Source organism: Nocardioides sp. Root240 (genome assembly GCF_001428825.1).
Classification (GTDB): domain Bacteria; phylum Actinomycetota; class Actinomycetes; order Propionibacteriales; family Nocardioidaceae; genus Nocardioides.
The window spans coordinates 463755-484354 of record NZ_LMIT01000011.1; the positions used below are offsets into that span (position 1 = coordinate 463755).

The 20600-nt window shown below is 71.4% G+C and carries 17 protein-coding genes; all 17 read right to left on the reverse strand.

Going from position 1 to position 20600, the window contains the following annotated elements; translation table 11 throughout:
* Position 1: 1 nt before the first annotated feature.
* The 17 genes from ASE20_RS16265 to ASE20_RS16345 all read right to left on the reverse strand — a co-directional run bounded on the left by ASE20_RS16265 (position 2) and on the right by ASE20_RS16345 (position 20591).
* Positions 2 to 1366, reverse strand: a complete 1365-nt coding sequence (locus ASE20_RS16265; protein WP_056895590.1) for a cytochrome P450 — start codon at positions 1364 to 1366, stop codon at positions 2 to 4.
* A 27-nt stretch (positions 1367 to 1393) separates the two neighbouring features.
* The gene (locus ASE20_RS16270; protein ID WP_056895591.1) at positions 1394 to 2905 is read right to left on the reverse strand and encodes an aldehyde dehydrogenase family protein; all 1512 of its coding nucleotides are present in this window, start codon (positions 2903 to 2905) and stop codon (positions 1394 to 1396) included.
* A gap of 10 nt (positions 2906 to 2915) precedes the next feature.
* Entirely contained in the window at positions 2916 to 3965 is a 1050-nt protein-coding gene (locus ASE20_RS16275; protein WP_056895592.1) for an alcohol dehydrogenase catalytic domain-containing protein, read from the reverse strand.
* Positions 3962 to 4366 (reverse strand): hypothetical protein, encoded by a 405-nt coding sequence (locus ASE20_RS16280; protein ID WP_056895593.1) that lies wholly within the window; start codon positions 4364 to 4366, stop codon positions 3962 to 3964. The genes ASE20_RS16275 and ASE20_RS16280 overlap by 4 nt, the downstream gene beginning before the upstream one ends.
* A gap of 50 nt (positions 4367 to 4416) precedes the next feature.
* Positions 4417 to 5961 carry an acyl-CoA synthetase gene (locus tag ASE20_RS16285; RefSeq protein WP_056895594.1) on the reverse strand — a complete coding sequence of 515 codons (1545 nt, stop codon included), beginning with the start codon at positions 5959 to 5961 and terminating at the stop codon, positions 4417 to 4419.
* Positions 5962 to 6083: 122 nt separating this feature from the next.
* Entirely contained in the window at positions 6084 to 7406 is a 1323-nt protein-coding gene (locus tag ASE20_RS16290) for an NAD(P)/FAD-dependent oxidoreductase (RefSeq protein WP_056895595.1), read from the reverse strand.
* A gap of 12 nt (positions 7407 to 7418) precedes the next feature.
* On the reverse strand, positions 7419 to 7646 hold the full coding sequence (locus ASE20_RS16295) for a hypothetical protein (protein WP_056895596.1): 228 nt from the start codon (positions 7644 to 7646) through the stop codon (positions 7419 to 7421).
* Between the two features lie 7 nt (positions 7647 to 7653).
* Positions 7654 to 8730, reverse strand: a complete 1077-nt coding sequence (locus tag ASE20_RS16300) for a peptidyl-prolyl cis-trans isomerase (protein ID WP_056895597.1) — start codon at positions 8728 to 8730, stop codon at positions 7654 to 7656.
* Complete coding sequence (locus ASE20_RS16305) at positions 8723 to 10978, reverse strand: hypothetical protein (RefSeq protein WP_056895598.1); 2256 nt, start codon at positions 10976 to 10978, stop codon at positions 8723 to 8725. Before ASE20_RS16305 ends, ASE20_RS16300 begins: the two co-directional genes overlap by 8 nt.
* Positions 10979 to 10980: 2 nt before the next feature.
* Positions 10981 to 12282 carry an MlaD family protein gene (locus ASE20_RS16310; RefSeq protein WP_056895599.1) on the reverse strand — a complete coding sequence of 434 codons (1302 nt, stop codon included), beginning with the start codon at positions 12280 to 12282 and terminating at the stop codon, positions 10981 to 10983.
* 12 nt (positions 12283 to 12294) lie between these two features.
* Entirely contained in the window at positions 12295 to 13539 is a 1245-nt protein-coding gene (locus ASE20_RS16315) for an MlaD family protein (RefSeq protein ID WP_056895600.1), read from the reverse strand.
* Positions 13539 to 14888: an MlaD family protein gene (locus ASE20_RS16320; protein WP_056895601.1), complete on the reverse strand. Its 1350-nt coding sequence runs from the start codon at positions 14886 to 14888 to the stop codon at positions 13539 to 13541. Before ASE20_RS16320 ends, ASE20_RS16315 begins: the two co-directional genes overlap by 1 nt.
* Complete coding sequence (locus ASE20_RS16325; protein ID WP_056895602.1) at positions 14885 to 16171, reverse strand: MlaD family protein; 1287 nt, start codon at positions 16169 to 16171, stop codon at positions 14885 to 14887. Before ASE20_RS16325 ends, ASE20_RS16320 begins: the two co-directional genes overlap by 4 nt.
* 1 nt (position 16172) lies before the next feature.
* The gene (locus ASE20_RS16330) at positions 16173 to 17606 is read right to left on the reverse strand and encodes an MlaD family protein (protein WP_056895603.1); all 1434 of its coding nucleotides are present in this window, start codon (positions 17604 to 17606) and stop codon (positions 16173 to 16175) included.
* Positions 17603 to 18844 (reverse strand): MlaD family protein, encoded by a 1242-nt coding sequence (locus ASE20_RS16335; protein WP_200952833.1) that lies wholly within the window; start codon positions 18842 to 18844, stop codon positions 17603 to 17605. The genes ASE20_RS16330 and ASE20_RS16335 overlap by 4 nt, the downstream gene beginning before the upstream one ends.
* A gap of 3 nt (positions 18845 to 18847) precedes the next feature.
* On the reverse strand, positions 18848 to 19666 hold the full coding sequence (locus ASE20_RS16340; protein ID WP_056895604.1) for an ABC transporter ATP-binding protein: 819 nt from the start codon (positions 19664 to 19666) through the stop codon (positions 18848 to 18850).
* A gap of 31 nt (positions 19667 to 19697) precedes the next feature.
* Positions 19698 to 20591: an ABC transporter permease gene (locus ASE20_RS16345; RefSeq protein ID WP_200952834.1), complete on the reverse strand. Its 894-nt coding sequence runs from the start codon at positions 20589 to 20591 to the stop codon at positions 19698 to 19700.
* Between the last annotated feature and the right edge of the window lie 9 nt (positions 20592 to 20600).

The window sequence follows — 20600 nt, forward strand, 5'->3', positions numbered from 1 at the left end:
GTCAGGCCTCCTTGACCATCGCCGGGACGAAGCGGAAGGGCATCCGCTTGACGCCACGCATGAAGTTGGTGCCGAGCAGCTCCGGCTCGCCGGTCTCCCAGGACTCGAGGCGGAAGACGAGCTCCTCGAAGATCGCGCGCAGCATCTGCTTGGCGAGCTGGTTGCCGAGGCAGAAGTGGACACCGCCGCCGCCGAAGCCCAGGTGCGGGTTGGGGTCGCGCGCCAGGTCGAACCTCCACGGGTCCTCGAACACGTCCTCGTCGAAGGATCCGGACGGGTAGAAGAAGACCACCTTGTCGCCGGGGATGATCTTCTTCCCGCCGAGCTCGGTCTCCTTGACGCAGGTACGGCGGAAGGTCATGACGGGCGACGCGTAGCGGATGAACTCCTCGATCGCCACACCGATCCGGCCGTCGAAGTCCTCCCGCAGCCAGGCGAGCTGGTCGGGGTTCTCGGCCAGCGCCTTGAGGGCGAACGAGGTCGTGTGCTTGGTGGTGTCGGTACCGGCGACCGCCATCAGCACGAAGAACGCGCCGATCTCGAACTCGTTGAGGTGCTCGCCCTCGACCTCCGCGTTCATCAGGTTGGTGAACAGGTCCTCCGCGGGGGTCTCCGCCTGCTTGCGGATGTCGATCAGCTGCTCGGCGATGTCGTGCAGGATCGCCGCCGCCTCGACCTGGACCTCGTCGGGCATCCGGTCGCCGAGTCGCTCGAGGTCGGCCCACGCGATGATGTCGCCCGCCGCGATCGCGGTCAGCTCGCGCAGCTCCTCCGGGACGCCGAAGAGGTCGCAGAACATGCGGTTCGGCAGCTTCTCCGCGACCTTGGACACGACCTCGACCTCACCCGCACCGTCCGCGACGAGGTCGTCGACGATCTCCTTGGCCGCTCGCTTGATGTCGTCGCTGATCTTCTTGACCTGCTTGGGCGTGAAGGCGGCGCTCACGAGCATCCGCAGCTTCTGGTGCCGCGGGTCGTCCATCGCGAGGAAGCTCTGCGTCATCTGCAGGAACAACCGCGGCAGCATGTCGAACAGCACGCCCTGGCCGGAGATGAAGGTCTCGTTGTCCTTGGAGGCCTGCGTGATGTGCTCGTGCTTCACCAACGCCCAGTAGCCCGGGTCGTCGGGGTCGGGCGTGACGGCGTCCTCGACGGGGCGCTGCCACGAGACGGGATCGGTACGACGCAGCTCGGCGAACGCCTCGTCGCGCACCTCGGAGGTCTGGGCCCAGAAGGCCTTGGTCGAGATGTCGACCTCGGCGTACGCGGGCTTGTCGACACCCGTGGCAGGGAGGAAGTCCTCTTCCTCCTCCTCGGCGAACAGCTCGTCGAAGTCGACGCCGAACTCGTTGTCGGTGGCAGTCATGATCGGTCCTTCTTCCGGGTTCCCGGCTCAGTCGTCGGCGTGGCTCAGCAGCACGTCCCAGGGACGGGCGGCCTTGTCGTTGGAGAGGTCGAGGTAGACGTCCTTGACCTCCGTGTAGTGGTCGAGCGCGTGCGGGCCGAGCTCACGGCCGACACCGCTCTGCTTGTAGCCGCCGAAGGGCACCTCGACGTTGATCTTGTGGGCGTCGTTGATCCAGACCGTCCCGGCCTGCACCTGGCCGGCCATCTGCAGCGCACGGCTGTTGTCGGCGGTCCAGATCGACGACGCCAGTCCGTACTCGCTGTCGTTGGCGATCTCGACGGCCTCGGCCTCGGTGCGGTAGGTCAGCACCGAGAGGACCGGCCCGAAGATCTCCTCACGGGCGATCGTCATGTCCGGCGTGACGTCGGAGAAGATCGTCGGCTCCACGTAGTAGCCGCCCTCGAAGCCCTCCACCTCGGGAACGCCGCCGCCCAGGGCCAGCGTCGCGCCCTCGGCCTTGCCGGACTCGATGTAGCCGAGCACCCGCTGGTGCTGGCGAGCGGAGACGATCGGGCCCATGTCGGTCTCCCAGTCGCGGGTTCCCCCGAGCTGGATGGTGGACGCCCGCTCCACGAGCCGGTCGACGAACTCGTCCTTGCGGTGCTCGGGCACGAGCGCCCGGGTCATCGACATGCAGATCTGGCCGGAGTAGAGCATGCAGCCCCACAGCAGTCCGTCGACGGTCGTGTCGAGGTCGGCGTCGTCGAGGACGATGGCCGGCGACTTCCCGCCGAGCTCGAGGGTGACGCCCTTGAGGGTGTCCGCGGACGTCCGCATGATCTCGCGGCCGACCTGGGTCGAGCCGGTGAAGCCGATCTTGCCGACACCGGGGTGGGCCGCGAGCCGCGCCCCGGCGACGTGGCCGATGCCGGGGACGACGTTGAGCACGCCCGCCGGGACGCCCGCCTCGAGGGCGAGACGCGCGAACAGCAGCGTCGAGAGCGGCGTCCGCTCATCGGGCTTGATCACCACGCTGTTGCCCGCGGCCAGCGCCGGCGCCATCTTCCACAACCCCAGCAGGAGCGGGAAGTTCCAGGGCGCGACGGCACCCACGACACCGATCGGCTCGCGTCGTACCGTCGACTGGCCGATGGTCGGGAAGGCCGCGATCCTCGTCGGCGTCTCCCACTCGTAGGAGTCCGCGAGCTGGGCGAAGTACTCCAGGTGCGGGGCCGCCAGGCCGACGTGGAAGCCGGTCGCCTGGCGCACGGTGGCGCCGTTGGCCTGGATCTCGGCCTCGACCATCTCCTCGATGTTGTCGCCCAGCAGGTTCGCCAGGTTGCGGAGCACCGCGGCCCGCTCGGCCGGGGCGGCGCGCGACCAGTCGCCGGCGTCGAAGGCCTTGCGGCCGGACTCGACCGCGAGGTCGATGTGCGACTCGTCGCCGCGAGCGACCGTCGCGACGACCTCGCCGGTCGACGGGTCGACGATCTCGAGCTGCTCGGAGGTGTCGACCTCCTCGCCGCCGATGATCATGGAGTGGTGGGTGACCGTCATCGTCCTGACCTCACTTCGACGGGTCGAGGACGATCTTCGTCGCCTCGCGCTCGTGGAACATCCGGTAGGCCTCGGAGACCTCCGAAAGCCCCATCCGGTGGGAGATCAGGCTCGACGGGCGCAGCTTGCCGGCCATGATCAGCGTGGTGACCTCGTCCATGTAGTTGACGATGTTGGCGACGCCTCCCTCGATGGTGACGCCCTTGATCCACAGCTCGCCGAAGGGCAGCGGGATCGATTCCTCGACGTACGCCCCGGGGATGGAGATCGTGCCGCCCCCGGCGACGAGCCGGGTCGCCGACTGCAGGGCGGTCTCGTGGCCGACGGCGTCGATCACCAGGTCGGCGCCGCGCCAGTCGGTGAGGTCGTACACGGCGTCCTGCGGGTCGACCTCGTCGAAGTTGACCGGGATCGCGCCGTACTGCTCGGCCTCCTTGAGTCGGGCGGGCACGCGGTCGACGACGAACACCTGCGAGGCGCCGAGCACCTCGGCGGACATCGCGGCGCACAGGCCGACCGGGCCGGCGCCGACGATGGCCACGGTGTCGCCGGGCCGGATGCTGCGTCGTACCGCTTCGTAGCCGGTGGTGATGATGTCGCCGACGAAGAGCATGTCGTCGTCGTCCGCGCCCTCGGGGATCGCCTTGAGGGTCAGGTCGGCGTTCGGGACGAGGACGTACTCCGCCTGCCCGCCGACGAGGTCGCCGAAGGTGATCCCCATGCCGAAGATGCGGACGCCGGCGCAACGGCCCGGGTTGCCGCGACGGCACCAGTAGCAGGCACCGCAGCTGACGACGCAGGAGGCGACGACGCGGTCGCCCTCACTGAAGTTCGCCACGCCCGGACCGGCCGCGACGATCGTGCCGAGGAACTCGTGGCCGAGGACGACGTCGTCCTCCAGCTCCAGGCGGCTCTCGTAGGGGTGGAGGTCCGTGCCGCAGATCGCGGTGCGCTCGACCTTGAGGATGACGTCGGTCGGCTCGGTGATCGTCGGCCGGGCGATGTCCTCGAGGACGACGGTGTGCGGGCCCTTGAGGACCGCTGCCTTCATGGTGCTCATGCGTTCGCCGCGTCCTTCTCGGCCACGAGCTCGCGGTACATCGGGAACAGCGGCTTGGTCAGCGGGACCAGCTTGAGGATCTTGTTGACCGGGCCCTTGGCCTTGACCTCGCCCTTGGCCAGGCCGACCGCGAGGTTGTAGTCGCCGCGCCAGAACTTGTCGCCGGTGTCGGACTTCATCATCATCACGACATCGGCCTTCTCGTCGATCGGGCCGAGCGAGGTGGACATGCCGTCGGGCCGCATGAGGACGTTCATCTCGCAGGCCGGGTCGGTGTAGTACACCTTCAGCACGATGTTGGCGGCGCGCATCTTGGGGCCGGACTCGGGGTGGTCGGCGGCGGCGCGGAAGACGCCTCCGATGTACTTGTCGACCTCGGCGGTGTCGGTGAAGTAGGCCATGGCGGTGCTCCTCTGTGTCCTGGGTTTCGGGGTGGTGGCAGTGGCGTGGGTCAGGAGGCCGGGACGGCGGCGTACGCCGCGGTGAGCTGCTTCTTCAGCAGCTTCCCGGTGTCGGTGCGCGGCAGCGCGTCGACGAAGTCGACGGAGCGCGGCGTCTTGTAGTGGGCGATCCGGTCGCGGACGAAGGCGATGATCTCGGCCGCCAGCTCGTCGCTCGGGGCGATGCCCGGCGGCAGCTCGACGACGGCCTTGACCGACTCGCCCATCTCGTCGTCCGGCACGCCGATCACGGCGACGTCCTGGACCTTCGGGTGCAGGGCGAGGGCGTTCTCGACCTCCTGCGGGTAGATGTTCACCCCGCCGCTGATGATCATGAACGCCTTGCGGTCGGTGAGGAACAGGTAGCCGTCCTCGTCGACGTGCCCGACATCGCCGGTCGTCGTCCAGCCGTCGTGCCGGGGGTGACGTGCCTCGCGGCTCTTCTCGGGGTCGTTGTGGTACTCGAAGGGCGCGGTGTCGCGCTCGAAGTAGACGGTCCCGTCCTCGCCCGTGGGCAGCTCCGTGCCGTCCTCGTCGCAGATGTGGATGATCCCCAGTCCGGCCCTGCCGACCGAGCCGGGCTTCTCCAACCACTCCTCCGGGCGGATCAGGGTGATGCCGTTGGCCTCGGTCGACGCGTAGTACTCGTGGAGCACCGGTCCCCACCACGCGATCATCGCCCGCTTCACCTCGACCGGGCAGGGCGCCGCGGCGTGGATGATCGCCCGCAGCGTCTCGTGCCCGTAGGCCAACCGGGTGCGCTCCGGCAGCTTCAGCATCCGCACGAACATCGTCGGCACGAACTGCGCGTGCGTGACCCGGTGCTCCTCGATGATCCGCAGGGTCGTCTCGGCGTCGAACTTCTTCGTCATGACGACCGTGCCGCCCGTGGCGTGCACGATGCCACCGAAGCGCAGCGGCGCTGCGTGATAGGTCGGCGCCGGCGAGTAGTAGGTCGTCTGGGTGTCGAAGCCGTACATCGGGGCGAAGACGGCGGTGAACATGTCGCCGGGCTCGCCGACCTGCCGCGGGGGCAGCGGCGGCTTGATGCCCTTGGGACGGCCGGTGGTGCCCGAGGAGTAGAGCATGTCCGCGCCGCGGGGCTGGTCGGCCATCGGCGTCGGGTCGGACGCGGCGAGCGCGTCGTCGTACGAGCCGAAGCCGGGAACCTCTCCTCCGAACGCGAGCCGGAGGGTGACGCCGGGCGTGTGCTCGCCCAGAGCCACGGCGGTGTCGGCGACGTCCGCGCTGACGACGAGCACCCGGGCGCCGCAGTCGTCGACGACGTACCCAGCCTCGTCGGCGGACAGGCGGTTGTTGACGCCGGTGACGTAGAGGCCCGAGCGCAGCGCGGCCCAGTAGACCTCGAAGACCTGCGGGGCGTTGGTGCTCAGGAACGCGACGTGGTCGCCCGGACGCAGGCCGTGGTCGTGCAGCGCCCGCGCCAGGCGGATCGAGTTCTCCTCGAGCTGCGCGTACGTGCGCACCTCGCCCGTGTCGGCCATGAGGATCGCCGGCTTGTCGGGCGTGGTCTGCGCGAAGGCTCCGGGGTACATCAGGTCTCCTAGCTCGCCGGGTGACCGGCATCTGTGAACACCTGAACTGTGGCCGTCGTCACTACCCCCGGACATCTCCCTGCGGGGGTGATGTCCTGCCCCTTCCGGGCTTGCGGAGGCAGTCAGGCCCGCAGGCGCGCCGCCACGCGGTCAGCCGCCAGCTCCCCGCTGCGAATCGCGCCGTCGACCCAGGGCGCGGCCATGTGGTCGCCGGCGAGGTCGATCGCCCCGCCGCCGAGCTGGGCGCGCGCGGCGGCCAGGGTGCGCACCATCCCCGCCCGGAACGTCGGGGTGTAGTGCTCGTGACGCACCAGCACCCGCTCGACCACCTGGCCGCGCAGCTCCGGGTGCAGCTCCTCCGCGTCGGCCTCCAGCTGGTCGACCAGGTCGGCGTCCGGGATCCTCCCGGCGGCGGCGTTGGCGGCCGTGACCAGCAGCAGTCCGCCTTCCCCGACCCACCCGTTGGACTGGTAGATGCCACCCATCGTCCGACCGCCCCGGGTCGCGGTCGGGATCACCTCCATCGACAGAGCACGCCTGCCCAGGCGCAGCTCGACCGGTTCGCGGGTCCGGAGGTACACGTAGTCGATGCGCGTGTAGTCGACGCCCGCGAGGTGGCTCGCCACGTCGGCGGGTGCGGTCGGCCAGATCTTGTTCGCCACGTCGGCGGTCGTCGCCACGACGACCGCCCGGGCAGCGATCGTGGAGCCGTCGGCGAGGCTCACCCGGGCGCCCTCGCCCTCCTCCTCGACCAGGGCGACCTCGGCGCCGTGGCGGACGTCCAGACCGGCGGCGAGGCTGTCGACGACCTGTCCGACACCACCGTCGATCTCACGGAGCTCACCGGCGAAGACGTGCAGCTGGAGGGCGAGCATCGCGTAGGAGATCGACGAGCTGCCGGTGCCCCAGAGGAACTCGTGCGGGCCTGCCGTGAAGTAGTCCGCCGCGTCCACGGGCACGGCGTCGGCAGAGCTCCGGTCGTCGAGCTCGAGCATCGTGACGAGGTCACCGAAGTCCTCCGGCCGCCGGGGCCGGCGTCGCAGCGCGGGCAGGGCTGCCACCGCCACGCGGATCCGGTCGGGGATCGAGAGCCCGCCGAAGGTCGCGGGACCGAGCAGGCTGCCGTAGTCGACGTGCTTCCACCCGCGAGGCGTCAGCACCCGGGAGTGGAAGCCGGTCGGGACCGTGCTGACCCGGTCGGCCAGTCCGAGCTCGGCGACCAGGCGCCGGAAGGCGTGGTACTGCTGGGTGTGGAAGATGCCGCCGTGCTCCAGGTACCCGTCCGCGATCGGCTCGGTCCGGATCCGGCCGCCCGAACGGGCGCCGGCCTCGAGGACCCGGACGGCGAGCCCGGTCCCGGCGATCCGGTGAGCTGCGGTCAGGCCGGCGATCCCGGCTCCGATGACCACCACGTCCGCGTCGAAGGAGGGGGTGTCGCTGTTCATGGTGTCTCTCCGTCAGTCGAGTGCTGTGATCGAGGTGTAGAGGGCGAAGAGCATCAGCAGCAGGCCGATGCCCTGGCAGAACAGCCCGCTGCGGGCGAGGGCGTCCGCGCGGCGCCGCTGATCAGCAGCGTCGCTGCGCCGTGGGACGAGCCGGTCGGCACCCAGCCGACCCCAGCGCCCGAGCCAGAAGAGGCCGACGCCCAGCGCCAGCTGGACCACCGCGGCAAGAGCGAGCTCCACCGGGTGCTCAGCAGCCGGCAGCCGGGGCGGACCCGCCCGAGGAGGTGCCGCCGGGTGGAGTCGCGCCGGGGCCGTCGCTGGGCAGGGCCAGCGGGTCCTTCGGCGTGTAGTCGGCGGCGTACCGGACGTCGGCGTCCTTCAGCTCCTTGCCCAGCCAGCGGCGCCACACCGTGCTCTGGCCCTCGGAGAAGAGCTTCTGGCGCAGGCCGTCCCGCGCCTCCTCGAGGGTCGGCACGCGGCCCGCCCGGACGGCCTCGACGCGTCCGACGTTCCAGCCGAACTCGCCCCGCACGGGGCCGTAGAGCTGGGCCGTTGCGGCACCGAAGGCGGCCTTCGCGTAGCCGGCTTCGAGGTCGCTCCTGGCGACCAGGCCGAGGTCGCCGGCCGTGTCGCGGGTGCTGGCGTCGATACTGAGGGCCGCGACGACGGATGCGAAGGACTCACCCCTGCGCAACCGGCGCAGCGCGTCCCGGGCATCGTCCTCGGACGCGACCACGATGTTGCGCAGGCGGCGCTTCTCGGGCAGGCGCAGGGTGCAGCGGCGCTCGTCGTACGCCGAGGCGACGTCAGCAGCGGACGGCGAGGCGACGTCGCTGGTCACCGAGGCGAAGAGGGCGTTGACCTCCAGCTGGCGGCGCAACTCGTCGCGGACCGCCTTCTCGGAGGTGCCGGCGGTGCCCAGGGCCTGGGTGAAGGCAGCCTCGCCAGCGGTCCCCGTGCCGAAGAACGACGAGATCACCTGCTGCAGCGAGGCATCGACCTCTTGGCCGGAGATGGAGACGTCTGCCTCGTCGGCGGCGCGGTCGAGGACCAGGCCGACGGCGACGGAGTGGGCGGCGTCGCGCCAGAAGGCGTCCGCATCGGAGTCGTCGTCGGGTACGGCGACGCCGTACAGCGCCTCGACGGTGGCCATCCGGTCCCTCAGCTCACCGACGGTCACGTCGGTCGAGCCGACGCGCACGGCGACGTCGTCGGGCAGGCCGCGGCGCATCCACCAGGCGCCACCACCGATCACGGTCAGCAGCACCACCGCGACGCCGGCGAGGGCGAGTCGCGGGCTGGGTCGTGAGAACAGTTCAGGCATCGACGAGCTCCTTCTCCGGCACGGGTACGACGACAGCGGCGTCCGGCGGCGCGGCGACGTGGGTGCTCGCGGCCACCACCAGCCGAGCCGCGGCGTAGGCGAGCCCGACACCGAGGGCCAGCTCGGCACCGAAGGTGCGGACGGCGGCCAGGCCGGACGCGAGCAGGACGAGGTAGCCGATGGCCGAGGCCGCGGCCATCAGCCCGACCGTCCGCGCCAGCACGGAGGATCCCTGCCGGGAGGCCTCGGCGAGGACCACGGTGAACTCCGCACCGACGGCGACGGTGAGCGTGCCGAGAGCGATGGTGACCGGGTCGAGACCGCGCCCGCTGAGGTCGAGCAGCAGGAAGCCCCAGCCGGTGGCGACGAGCGCGGCGACGACGGCGCGGACTGCGTCCGCGCGCCGGCGCAGCCCGAGCAGCAGGACTGCGGCGGCGACGGCGATGCCGAGCAGGCTGGCGGTGTACCGGTCCTCGTCGAGGAGGTCCTGGCCCTGGGCCAGCACCAGCGGCAGGCCGACGAGCTGCACCTCGGCGCCGTCGGGCGGGGCCGGCAGCGACCGGACCAGCTCGGTCCGCAGGGCCTGGAGTCCGCTGACGTCGTCGAGCCGGACGCCGTAGGTCATGAGGGCGACCGAGCGATCGGGGGCGAGCACCGCCCCGGACAGGTACGACGGCAGCAGCCGCACCGCCGCGTCGACCTGCTCCTGCGTCGGCTCGTCTCCGAGGAAGTCGAGGAAGGTCGTCGGGGCGATCACCGCGCGCATCACGTCGCCGTGCTGCCGAGCGATCACCCCCTCGACGTCGCGCATCCACGCGAGCGTTGCCGGGGTCAGGGTGTCGGCACCGCGCAGCACCACGTCGATCTCGCCGGAGCTGCCGAGGACGTCCTCCGCGTGACGTGCGTCGTCGAGGGCGGCCAGGCCGCCGGCGAAGTGGTCGACGTCGGTGACGACGGGGATGTCGGGCAGGACCCGCCAGCCCCAGGCGGCGAGGACGATGCTCAGCAGGGCGAGGGCGCGGACGAGCCCCGGTGCACCGCGGCGGGCGGTCTCGAGGCTCTGCGCTGGAGCTCGTCGCACCTCAACCATCGGGGAGACGGCCAGGGTGAGCAGGAGGCACACCACGACGCCCACGCCCAGCAGCAGCCCGATGTCGTGCACGAGCGGCATCGGCGAGAGCGCCAGCGTGCCGAGGCTCCCGGCCGAGGCACCGGCGACCACCACGACGGTGCGCCGCGATGCCCCCGTCAGCGCGTACGTCGGGTAGTACGAGCCGACACCGAGCAGCACCGACGCGAACGCGATCATCCCGAGCGTGACCGGCCGGCCTGCCCAGCCGAACACGGACAGCGACACCGCGAGGCCGGCGAGCGTCACGGCCAGCGGCAGCAGGCGGTGCCAGCGCCGGATCCACACCGCGGCCGCGAAGCAGAGCGCCAGGCCCGCGACGGCGAGGACCGCGAGGAGGGGCGCGTCCGCCAGGGCGCGGTCCGACAGCGCGGCCACGATCACCGCGGTGCCGGTGACGGTCGTGGTGGTCCCGTCCGGTGTCCGCCCTCCGACGACACCGTCGACACGGTCGACCAGGCGCGCCAGTCCGGCGGCGTCGAGGCCGGCCGACGGGCGGACGAGGATCGCCACCGTCTGGGGCCGTGGGACGACGAATTGCCAGCGTCCACGCGGGTTGCCGTCGTCGCCGTAGACGACGCCGTCGATGAAGCGCTGGTTGCCGAGCGTCGGCAGTCCCCCGCCCATGCCGGACACGAGCAGCGGTCCGTAGCGCGCGTCGAAGCGGGTCCGCGCGAGCTCACCGGCCGTCCGCACGCCCGCAGACGAAAGTCCGCGAGCATGGGCCTTCGCCCGTGCCAGTGCGATCTCCGCGTCCCGTCGCCCGACCAGCTCGGACAGCAGGTCCTTGGCCCGGCCGGCGACCTGGTTGAGCGTCGTACCGGGTCCGTAGACGCTGGCGACACCGGGCAACCCGGCGAGCTCGCCCTCCAGCCGCACCAGTCCGGGCATCCGGTCGGTGGTCAGCACGGGGTCGGCACGCTCGCCGGTCTCGACGAGGACGACGACCGGTTCGGCGCCGAACTCCTCCCCCACCGCCTGGTACGACGCCAGCTGCTCGTCGTGCGCCGGGAGGAAGGAGGTCAGGCTGGTCCGCACGTCCAGCCGGGCAAGGCCCAGCACCGCCGCGGCGGCGACCAGCACCGCCCCGACCACGCCGAGCCCGACCCGCATCCGCATGGCTACTCCCGCCCGATCCGCGGGTACTTCGCCGATCCGTAGGGGCCGGGACTGTCGAGCGACCCCGGCGCCGGCATCGGGTTGTAGCGATCGAGCGGACCGATGTTGGTCGAGAACGGCCAGCCGGTGAACGACTGCTCGTTGAGCACCGGCATCACCCGGAATGCCTTGCCGTTGACGTCGCCGAGGCCGATGGTCTGGGCGAAGTTGGTGAACCACGCGGCGAGGTCGCGGTCGTAGGGCGCGAGGTAGCCCAGCATCGGGTTGAGGTCGGCGAGCACGTCCTCGGCCGGCCGGATCAGGCCGTCGACGTCGTCCGCGAGCCCGGGCACCCGGTCCAGCGTCGCCGGCGCACGGTCGAGGACGTGCGAGAGCGCGGGAAGCGTGGCGCGCAGGTCCCGGCTGGTCGCAGGAAGCTGCCGCAGCGCCCGGGTCAGGTCCGGTGCAGCCGCCGTCAGGTTGCGCGCGACCGGCGCCAGCGCGGTGCTCAACCGGGTCAGGTCGTCGCTGCTGTCCCGCGCCGTCGTCATCAGTGGCGGCAGTGCCCGCATCACCTCGCGAACGTCGTCGGCCTGGCCGGCGGTGGCGGCGACGACGGTGCTCGCGTCATCGACCAGCGCCGAGAGCTGGGTCCGGCGCTCCGACAGCGCCGCCAGCACGCGGGCCGCGTTGCGGGTCAGCCCCTTGATGTCCTGTCCCTGCGCGGCGAGGGCGTCGAGCACGGTCGTCCCGTTGCGGCCGAGGTCGCCGAGACCACGGATCGCGTCGGCGACCGCCTTCTCGTTGCCGTCCCCGACGGAACCGAGCGAGCGGAGCACCGCCCGTACCGACTTCCGGGTCGGCGCATCGAGGGTCTTGAGCACGTCGTCGAGCTGGACCGGCCCCTTGCCGGCGCCGGCGGCCAGCACCGCGCCGGACTCCAGCTCGGCACCGGTGCCGTCGGTGACCTCGACGAAGGACTCCTCGACGAGCGACTTCGCGCCGACCTGCACGGTGGCGCCCTCGTGGAGCGGGACGACGGCGTCGTCGAGCTCGAGGACGACGCGGGCGTGGTCACCCTGCTCGCTCACCTCGGCGACCTTGCCGACCTTGACGCCGGCGACCATCACGTCGGAGAAGTAGACGAGGTTGCCGACCCGCGGGACGTCGACCTGCACGGTGTAGCCGGTCGACGCGACGACCGGCAGCTTGCCCCCGGAGTGGGTCCACAGGAAGCCGAAGATCAGGCCGCAGAACGCCGCGAAGGCCACGACGATCAGCATCCGGCTGCGCGGCTCGAGGCCGATCTGGTCGGTGTCGCTCATGTGCTTGTCCCTCTAGTTCTTCGCGAGTCCGACGAGGACGTCGGACGGCACGGTCGTGCTGTTGACCATCAGCAGGCCGCGGAGGATGCCACCGTTGGCGTCGCGCATGCTGGTCAGCGAGTGGGTGTTGACGAAGAAGGCCGCCAGGTCCGGCAGGTACTTCACGAGGATCGCCGTCGCCGGGTCGAGCCGGGCCGTCGAGCGGGCCGCGACCGGCATCGCGCTGCGAAGGTCGGCGACGGCGGGCCGCAGGTCGGCGACCAGTGGGCGGGCGTCGGCGATCGTGGGCCGGGCGACCTTCACCGTCGTACGGAGCCGGCGGACGGTGCTGTCGACGCGGTCGAGCGCCTTCGGCAGGGTGGACGTGGCCGCGTGGACGTCGCGCAGGGTGGGGTCGAGCTGCTCGGTGAGCCGGCTGACCGCCCGGGTCGAGGACTGCAGCCGACCGGCCAGGGCGGGCAGCTGGGCGAGCGCGGCGTCAAGGTCGCCTGACTGGCCGGCGACGGTCCCGAGCGTGCTGCTCAGGCCGTCGGCGAGCGAGGTGAGGCGGTGGTCGTCGGTGGCGACCGCGTCGGAGATGTCGCTGAGCGCTGTCACCAGGGTGGCGAGCCGGCCACGTCTCTTCTCGAGCTCGGTGAGCACCGGCCGGAGGTCGCCGAGGACGTCGCCGGTCTCGTCGAGGCCGGCGGGCAGCGTCCGGTCGGCCGAGGCCAGCGCGACGTCGGCCTCGGAGAGCAGCGAGGTGAGCGCAGCGCGGGCCTTGTCGTCGAGGTGGCCGAGCACCTCGTCGACCTGGACCGGCCGCTCGGTGTTGGTGACCGGCAGCGTCTCGCCGGACCGCACCTCGGCGGCCGGCGGGGCGCCGGGGTCGATCTCGACGTACATCTCGTTCAGGGGGCTCTTCGGTCGCAGCACCAGCCGGGCGTTCTCGTAGACCGGGTGGCCGGGGTCGAGCGACATGACCAGCTCGGCGCGACCCGCGTCGTTGACGCGAGCGTCAGTGATCTGGCCGACGATCACGCCGTGCATGCGGACCTCCTGGCCGTTGCCGGGTGCGACGCCGGGCACCGCCTCGAACTCGGCGGCCAGTTCGAACCGGTCGGCCCACGGGGCCGTGAAGCGCTGGTTGCCCAGCACCCACGAGCCGGCGGCCGTCGCGAGGACGAGCAGCAGCGCCATCACGATGACGTTCTTCTTCAGGCCGGGCTCCGTGCGGACCCGCTCCCAGTTCTTCCTCAGGCGCCGACGCACGTCCATCAGCGACCACCCCCGAGCAGTCCGGACAGCAGGTTGCCGGCCGGAGGCACCGTGTCCACGGGGTTCTTCAGGTAGAAGGACTCGGTCAGCACCTTGAACATCTGCTCGACGGAGATCGGGATCCCGCCGACCGATCCGCTGCCGATGCCGGGCTGGAAGGCGACCGCGTGGCCGTTCTTGTCGACCATGCCGGAGGCGCGGTCCAGGGTGGCGAACATGTAGGCCAGCTCCTCGTAGGTGGGCTTGTCGCTCGACGTGTGGGAGTACGGACCCTTGCCGGTGTACTTCGCGTGCAGCCACGGCATGACCTTGCGGTCGACCCGGTCCAGCACGTCGCCCCGCAGGTCGGTGAGCACGCTGTCAGCGCCCTTCGCGGTCGGCACCAGTCCGTCGAGCATCGGTCGCGCGTCCCGCACCAGGCCACGGAGGTCGGCGACCAGCGGTCGCGCGTCCCGGAGCACCGGCTGGGCGACGCCGAGCGTCTCGTCGAGCTGGCGCGCGAGCGGACGGGTGTCGGCCGCGACCTCGCGCAGGGTCTCGAGGCTGCCGTCGAGGTCGGCCAGGCCGGTCCGGGTGGACTGCAGCGCGGCCGGGAGGGTACGCACGGCGGCGGCGACCTCGGGCGAACGACGATCCAGGGTCCGGCTGGTCGTCGCCAGGTCAACGAGGATGCCGTCGAGCTGGCCGTCCTCCTTGCTGAGCACGCGGCCGAGGTTCTCCATGCCCGACGTCAGAGCGGCGAGGTCCTCGTTCGGGTGCAGGCCCTGGGCCGCGTCGAAGACCTCCGCGGCGGGGTCCAGGGCACCGGGGGCGGTGGCGACCAGGTCGCGCAGCGCACGCTCGCCGTCCTCGTCCAGGGCGGCGTCGAGGCGTCGTACCGTGCCCCGGACGCCCTGGCGGGCCTCCGGCTGCACCGCGCGAGCGACCTTGTCCAGCTCGACGGGGACCGTCGTGCGCTCGACCGGGATCGACGCCGCGGTGAACGCACCCGGGTCGCCCCCCGGCTGCAGGTCGACGAAGTACGACCCGCCCAGCAGCGTGGTCGGCCGGATCGTCGCGGTCGGCTCGGAACCGAGCCTGTCGAGCACGTCGCCGTCGACCTTGAGCCGGACCACTGCGTCGTCGCCGTCGGGCTCGACACCGGTCACCTTGCCGACCACCACGAAGGCGACCTTCACCTCACTGACGTTGGCGCGCAGCTTGTACGCGCGGTCGAAGTGGACCTCGATCGTGTCCCCGCCCATCAGCAACGAGCTGATCTTGTCCTTGCTGAACAGCCCGAACGAGACGAGCAGGGTCACCACGAGGATCACCACGCCGATCCGGGCGGAGGAGTGGAGCGACTTCATGGCAGGACCCTCACGTCGTTCGTCAGGTGGGCCGGGGCCTCACCGGGCGCCGGGTACGGCTGGCGTCGGAGCAGCGGGTTGCGGATCGGCACGTTGCCGATGACGTTCTCGGCGTTGACCACCGGGTAGAAGCGCAGCCAGCCGCCGTTCCGGTCCCGCTGGCCCAGTGCGCTCGCGGCGTTCTGGAAGAACAGGATCACCTCGTTCGAGTACGGCGAGAGGGTGTTCAGCGGCTGCTCTGCGCGCAGGAACAGCGTCCCGAGGTCGCGGACGAGCGGCTGCGCGTGCGCCATGACCGGGGTCAGGTCGCGGATGGCCGGGGTGGCGTCGTCCGCGACGCCGGGGACCTTGCGCAACGGAGCGACCGCATCGCGCAGCAGGGCACGGGTGTCGGGCAGGGCCGCGCCGAGCGCCTCCACGCCGGGCCGGAGCGCGACGACCGCGGTCCGGGTGTCGGCGAGCGGCCCGTCGAGCGACTTCAGCGCCCCGCGCACGTCGCGCAGCGTGTCCGGCGCCTGCTGGAGGGCCTCGTCGATGCGCGCACCCTTGTCGACCGCCAGCGTGTCGAGCGTGGCGCCGGTGTCGCGGACCAGGCTGGACAGGTCCTCCTGCTGGCCGTCGAGTGCCGAGGCCAGCGTCGCGGTCGTGCGCAGCAGCGCCGTGAGGTCGGCCCCCTCGCCGGAGTCCAGCGCCTCGGCGATCGTGCCGACGCCCCGCAGGTCCTTCTCGAGGTGGCCCAGGCCATCGTTGAGGTCGGCCCCCCGGCCCGCCAAGCCGCCGCCGAGGTTGCGCAGCGCGGTGCCGGTCGCCTGGCGGGTCCTCGCGTCGAGGGTGTCGAGGACGGCGTCCAGCTCGACGGTTCCGCTGGCGCGCTGGGACGGGATCGGACCGGCGAGGACACCGGCGTCCGGGGTCCCGGGGTCGAGCTCGACGTACTTCTGGCCGAGCGCGGAGCGCGCTCCGATGGTCACGGACGCGTCGTCGTAGACCTTGCGGCCGTCGTCGAGTTCCAGGGTGACGACGGGCGCACCGTCGACGAGCTCGATCGAGTCGACGAAACCCGCGCGCACGTTGGCGATCCGGACGTCGTCGCCGGCGCGCAGCGCACCGACGTCCTCGAACTGCACCTCGACCGACGTCCGGGAGACACCGGGCACGTAGTCGGGCATGCCGTTCTGGGCCGTCAGCGCGAAGGCGGTGACCGCGGCCGCACCAGCGAGCGTGAGCGCGCCGACACGCACCGAGCGGGACCGGCTGCGCTCCTTGCGGGCGATGGCGGACATGTCAGGAACCTCCGAGGAGCAGGTCGAGCGCGCGGCTCTCCTGGCGGGGGGTGAGGCCGGTGACACCACCGGTCCGGTCGGTACGCGGGGACAACAGCCCGTCGAGCAGGTTGCCGACACCGCCGAGCAGGCCCGGGACGAGACCGCCGCCCGGCTTCGGCGACGCTGCGCCGGACGAGCGCGGCTGCTTGTCGTCCGAGCCTGCCGCCGGCGATCCGGCCGTCGGCAGCCTCCCTCCGGGGAGGAGGCCGGTCACGGAGTACTCCGTGAGCACCAGGCCCGCGCGGAAGTAGTGGGTCAGCCCGTCCCGGCCGTTGGTCGCGAGAGCCCAGCCCCGGACGAACTCCATCACCGCGCTGAAGTCACCGACGAGGTCGCGGGTCAGCGGGTCGAGGGAACGGACGTCGCTCAGGATCGCCGGCGACTGCTGGCGCAGCAGGCGGGCAACCGGCAGGGCGTTGCGCACGAGGGCGTCGGCCTTCTCGAGCACCGGGTTGGCCGCGGCCAGGGCCGGGTCGGCGGCGTCGGCGAAACCGAGCAGCTCCTTGCTGATGTCCTTCAGGTCGCTGGTGGTCGGTCGCAGCGCGCGCAACGTGGGGGCCGCCGCGTCCGCGGTTCCCTCGAGCTGGCGCAGCGTGCTCGTGGCGGTGCGCATCGTCGAGGGCAGCTGCTGGAGCAGCGAGCGGAAGGCTGCCTCGTTCGCCCGGGTCCGGCCGAGGATCGTCGCCGACGCCTGGACGAGACGGTCGAGGCTCTTGCCGTTGTCGTCGGCGACACCGGCCGCGACCTTCGACAGCGAGTCGACCAGCGCGGACAGCGTGGCGTTCTGCTGCTTCAGCGTCTGCGCCATGCCGCGGGTGTCGCGCATCGCCGGCGCCAGGGCGGCCAACGCGCGCTGCACCTCGGGGCCGTTGCCGTCGAGACCCTCGCCCAGGGTGCCGACGAGGGCGGCGAGGCCCTCAGCGGTCGGGTCGTCCAGCGTGTTCAGCACCTGGTCGAGGTCGACGCTGGAACCGGTCTGCGCCAGCCCGAGCCGGGCTCCGTCGGTCAGCACCGGTGCATCCGCGCTGCCGCGGTCGAGCTCGACGTACCGCTCCCCGAGGAGGGAGACCGGACGGATGGTCAGCCGCGCGTCGCGGTGTACCGGGAGCGCTGCCCTGTCCAGCTCGACGGTGACCTCGGCGCCACCCTCGACGATGCGCATCGAGGCGATGGTGCCGACCTTGACGCCGCCGAGGCGGACGTCGTTGCCCTCCAGCAGCGGGCTGGCATCGGCGAAGGTCGCCCGCAGCATGAGCCGGTTGTCACCGTCCCCGTTGACGAGGCTGACCGCGACCAGGCCGCTCAGGACCAGCAGCACCGAGACGACGACCGCCACCCGCGCGCGGCTCGCGACCGTGCGCAGCGCGTGGCTCGTGGGTTGGGTGGCGCTCATTCCAGCTCACTCCCGTTGGCGTCCGTCCAGCCCTGCCCGACGATCTCGCCGGGGGACGGGTAGGGGTCGAAGGTGACGCCCGGCGGTACGACGCCGGGGTTCTCGTTGAGCGACGTGAGCCCGGCCTGACCGTGGATCCGCGCGAAGTTGCTGTTGGAGTCGTAGTTGGAGAACGCCGACGCCCAGGTGCTGAAGAAGCCCGCCACCTCCGGGGTGTAGGGCCGCAGGAAGGCAATCGGCTCGCGGACGTCGCCGAGGACCGACCGCGTCTGCGGGGTCACGGCGCCGACGGTGTCGAACAGGCCGGGGGCCACCTGGAGCAGCGAGTCGAGGCTGCCGAGCGCGGGGCGCAGGTCCGCCGACAGCGGACGGAGGTCCTGCAGCAGTGGCGCGAGGTCCTTCGCCACCGGACCGAGCTTGGCGGTCGCGGGCTCGAGGTCCTGCAGCAGCGGGACGACGTCGTCCACCGCCCCCGGTACGTCGGACAGGGTGCGGTCCGCCTGGCGCAGCGTCCCCGGCAGCGCCTTCAACGTGGCCCGCAGCTGGGTGCGCTGGCCTGCGACGCGGTCGGTCAGCCCGCTCAACGAGGAGACCACCGACTGCACCTCGGAGTCGCGCTCGGCGACGATCCCGAGCAGGTCGTCGAGCCGCTGCGCGAGGTGCTTGATCGCCGGCCCGTCGGTGCCGAGCGCCTTGAGGAGCTGCCCGAGCTCGCGCAGTGCCGGACCGCCGGTGCGGATCGTGGCGGCGTAGTCACCCTCCTTGCCAGCGAGCACCTCGCCGAGGTTCCCGAAGAGGGACTGCAGGTGGGCGCGGGTCTTCGCGTCCAGGCTGTTGAGCACGTCGTCGATCTCGGTGGGCGCGGGCATCGTGCCCGGCAGCAGGCCGCCGTCGGGGATCTCGGCGTTCTTGCCCGACCCGTCGGTGACCTCGACGAGGCGCTCGCTCAGCGTCGCCTTCCAGCCGACGAGCACCACCGCTCCGGAGTGCAGCGGGGCGATGTCGTCGTCGAGCGAGAGCGTGAGGCGCGCGGCTCCGTCGACGACCTCGATCTTCTCGACGCGGCCGGCGTCGAAGCCGTTGACCTGCACGGGAGATCCCTCCACCACGTTGGTCGCGGACTCGAGGGTGACCTGCACCTGGTAGCCGTCGCGGCCGATCGCGGCCAGGCTCGCGGCGGCGACCACGGCCAGCGGCAGCGCGGTCCGCAACAGGAGGGAGGAACGGGAGAGCGGCACGTGTCAGTCCATCCCGAGGGGGCCGGCGGAGTCACCGCTGAGGAACTGGCGCACGAATGGGTCGTCGTGCTCGAAGGCCTCGGCGGCCGGGCCGTAGTGGACCGTCTGACCCTTCCAGATCAGGCCGACGTAGTCGGAGACCTTGCGCGCCGTACGGATGTCGTGGGTGACGAGCAGGTAGGTGCCGCCGTGCTGGGCGTGCATGTCGAGGATGACGTCGTTGAGCAGGCTGGTGCGGACGGGGTCCAGGCCGGAGTCGGGCTCGTCGAAGAAGACGATCTTCGGCTCCATCACCATCGCGCGGGCGAAGCCCGCGCGCTTGCGCATGCCACCCGAGACCTCGTTCGGGTACTTGTGCAACGACCGGTCGAGGCCGACCTCGGTCAGCCGGGCGAGGACGATCTCGCGGATCTCGTCCTCGCTCTTGTCGGTGTGCTTGCGCAGCGGGAAGGCGGTGTTGTCGAAGATGTTCATCGACCCGAACAGCGCGCCGTCCTGGAACAGCACGCCCATCGACTTCCGGATCTCGTAGCGCTCGTGCTCGGTCATGCTCCACAGGTTGTTGCCGAAGATCACGACATCTCCCTCGTCGGGCTCGAGCAGCCCCACCAGGTGCTTGATCAGCACCGACTTGCCCGTGCCCGAGGGGCCGAGCACGGTGGTGATCGCGTTGTCCTGGAAGTTGAGGTCCAGGCCCTGCAGCACCTTGAACGAGCCGAACGTCTTGTGGACGCCCCGGACCTCCATGGTGTGCGGCGTGCCGTCGGCGGCGACGGTGCCGTCAGCGCCCAGGGCGCGGGTGGGCTCGGCGAGACTGGTCATGACGCACTCCTCGTGCTGGCTGGGTGCCTGGTTAGTTGGCGATGGGGGCATTGGGACTGAGACCCCAGAAGAGCTGCGTCGTGAGGACCCCCAGCACGTGGATGAGGACCATGTTGATCATCATCGACTTGGCGGTCGCGCGGCCGACGCCGACCGACCCGCCGCTCGCGTTGAAGCCGTAGTAGCAGCCGACGAACACGATCGCGGTGCCGTAGCTGAGCACCTTGATCTGCGAGTACAGGAAGTCCAGCGGGTTCTGGTAGAGCCAGAAGATGTAGAGGTACCCGCCGGGCGAGACGCCGCCGAGCTGGACGACCGTGACGAGGTACATCGTCACGTACATGACGGCCAGGCCGACGGTGTAGAGGAACGGGATCGCGATCCAGGCGGCGAGGATGCGGGTGCCGACGAGGTAGGCCTTCGACTTCACGCCCATCACCTCGAGGGCGTCGATCTCGTCGGAGATCCGCATCGAGCCGAGCTCGGCGACGAGCCCGCAGCCGACCTTGGCGGCGAAGATGTAGCCCCACATGTACGGCGACATCTCGCGCAGGGAGCAGAAGGCGTTGAAGATGCCGGAGTAGAGCGGTGCACCGATCTGCTTGAGCGTGTAGCTCGCCTCGAGGCCGCAGACCGTGCCCATCACGCCCTGCATCGCCCAGATGATCAGGCCGCTGGTGAGGATCAGCACGCCGGCCTGGTGCAGCACCTCGGTGCTGTAGAGGCGTACGTCGCGGAAGCTGCGGACCACGCTGCCGGAGAACCGGACGATGTCGCCCGCAGTGGCGAACCCCGACTTCAACGAGTCGACGGCCGAGGTCTTCGGTCGCATGCCGCCCTGGGCCCGGCGCAGGGAGTCGGCGACCTCGGCGGAGCGGTCGGCCGGTCCGCCGGTGGGGTCGGGTCGTTCGGGAGCAAGAGTCATCGCACAGCC

Bases quoted from the DNA above. Each gene is read 5' to 3' on its own strand.
- ASE20_RS16300 (WP_056895597.1), bottom strand. From the start codon at position 8,730: ATGCCTGAACTGTTCTCACGACCCAGCCCGCGACTCGCCCTCGCCGGC.
- ASE20_RS16280 (WP_056895593.1), bottom strand. From the start codon at position 4,366: ATGGCCTACTTCACCGACACCGCCGAGGTCGACAAGTACATCGGAGGC.
- ASE20_RS16340 (WP_056895604.1), bottom strand. From the start codon at position 19,666: ATGACCAGTCTCGCCGAGCCCACCCGCGCCCTGGGCGCTGACGGCACC.
- ASE20_RS16305 (WP_056895598.1), bottom strand. From the start codon at position 10,978: ATGCGGATGCGGGTCGGGCTCGGCGTGGTCGGGGCGGTGCTGGTCGCC.
- ASE20_RS16270 (WP_056895591.1), bottom strand. From the start codon at position 2,905: ATGACGGTCACCCACCACTCCATGATCATCGGCGGCGAGGAGGTCGAC.
- ASE20_RS16345 (WP_200952834.1), bottom strand. From the start codon at position 20,591: ATGACTCTTGCTCCCGAACGACCCGACCCCACCGGCGGACCGGCCGAC.
- ASE20_RS16275 (WP_056895592.1), bottom strand. From the start codon at position 3,965: ATGAGCACCATGAAGGCAGCGGTCCTCAAGGGCCCGCACACCGTCGTC.
- ASE20_RS16310 (WP_056895599.1), bottom strand. From the start codon at position 12,282: ATGAGCGACACCGACCAGATCGGCCTCGAGCCGCGCAGCCGGATGCTG.
- ASE20_RS16315 (WP_056895600.1), bottom strand. From the start codon at position 13,539: ATGGACGTGCGTCGGCGCCTGAGGAAGAACTGGGAGCGGGTCCGCACG.
- ASE20_RS16325 (WP_056895602.1), bottom strand. From the start codon at position 16,171: ATGTCCGCCATCGCCCGCAAGGAGCGCAGCCGGTCCCGCTCGGTGCGT.
- ASE20_RS16330 (WP_056895603.1), bottom strand. From the start codon at position 17,606: ATGAGCGCCACCCAACCCACGAGCCACGCGCTGCGCACGGTCGCGAGC.
- ASE20_RS16320 (WP_056895601.1), bottom strand. From the start codon at position 14,888: ATGAAGTCGCTCCACTCCTCCGCCCGGATCGGCGTGGTGATCCTCGTG.
- ASE20_RS16285 (WP_056895594.1), bottom strand. From the start codon at position 5,961: ATGTACCCCGGAGCCTTCGCGCAGACCACGCCCGACAAGCCGGCGATC.
- ASE20_RS16265 (WP_056895590.1), bottom strand. From the start codon at position 1,366: ATGACTGCCACCGACAACGAGTTCGGCGTCGACTTCGACGAGCTGTTC.
- ASE20_RS16290 (WP_056895595.1), bottom strand. From the start codon at position 7,406: ATGAACAGCGACACCCCCTCCTTCGACGCGGACGTGGTGGTCATCGGA.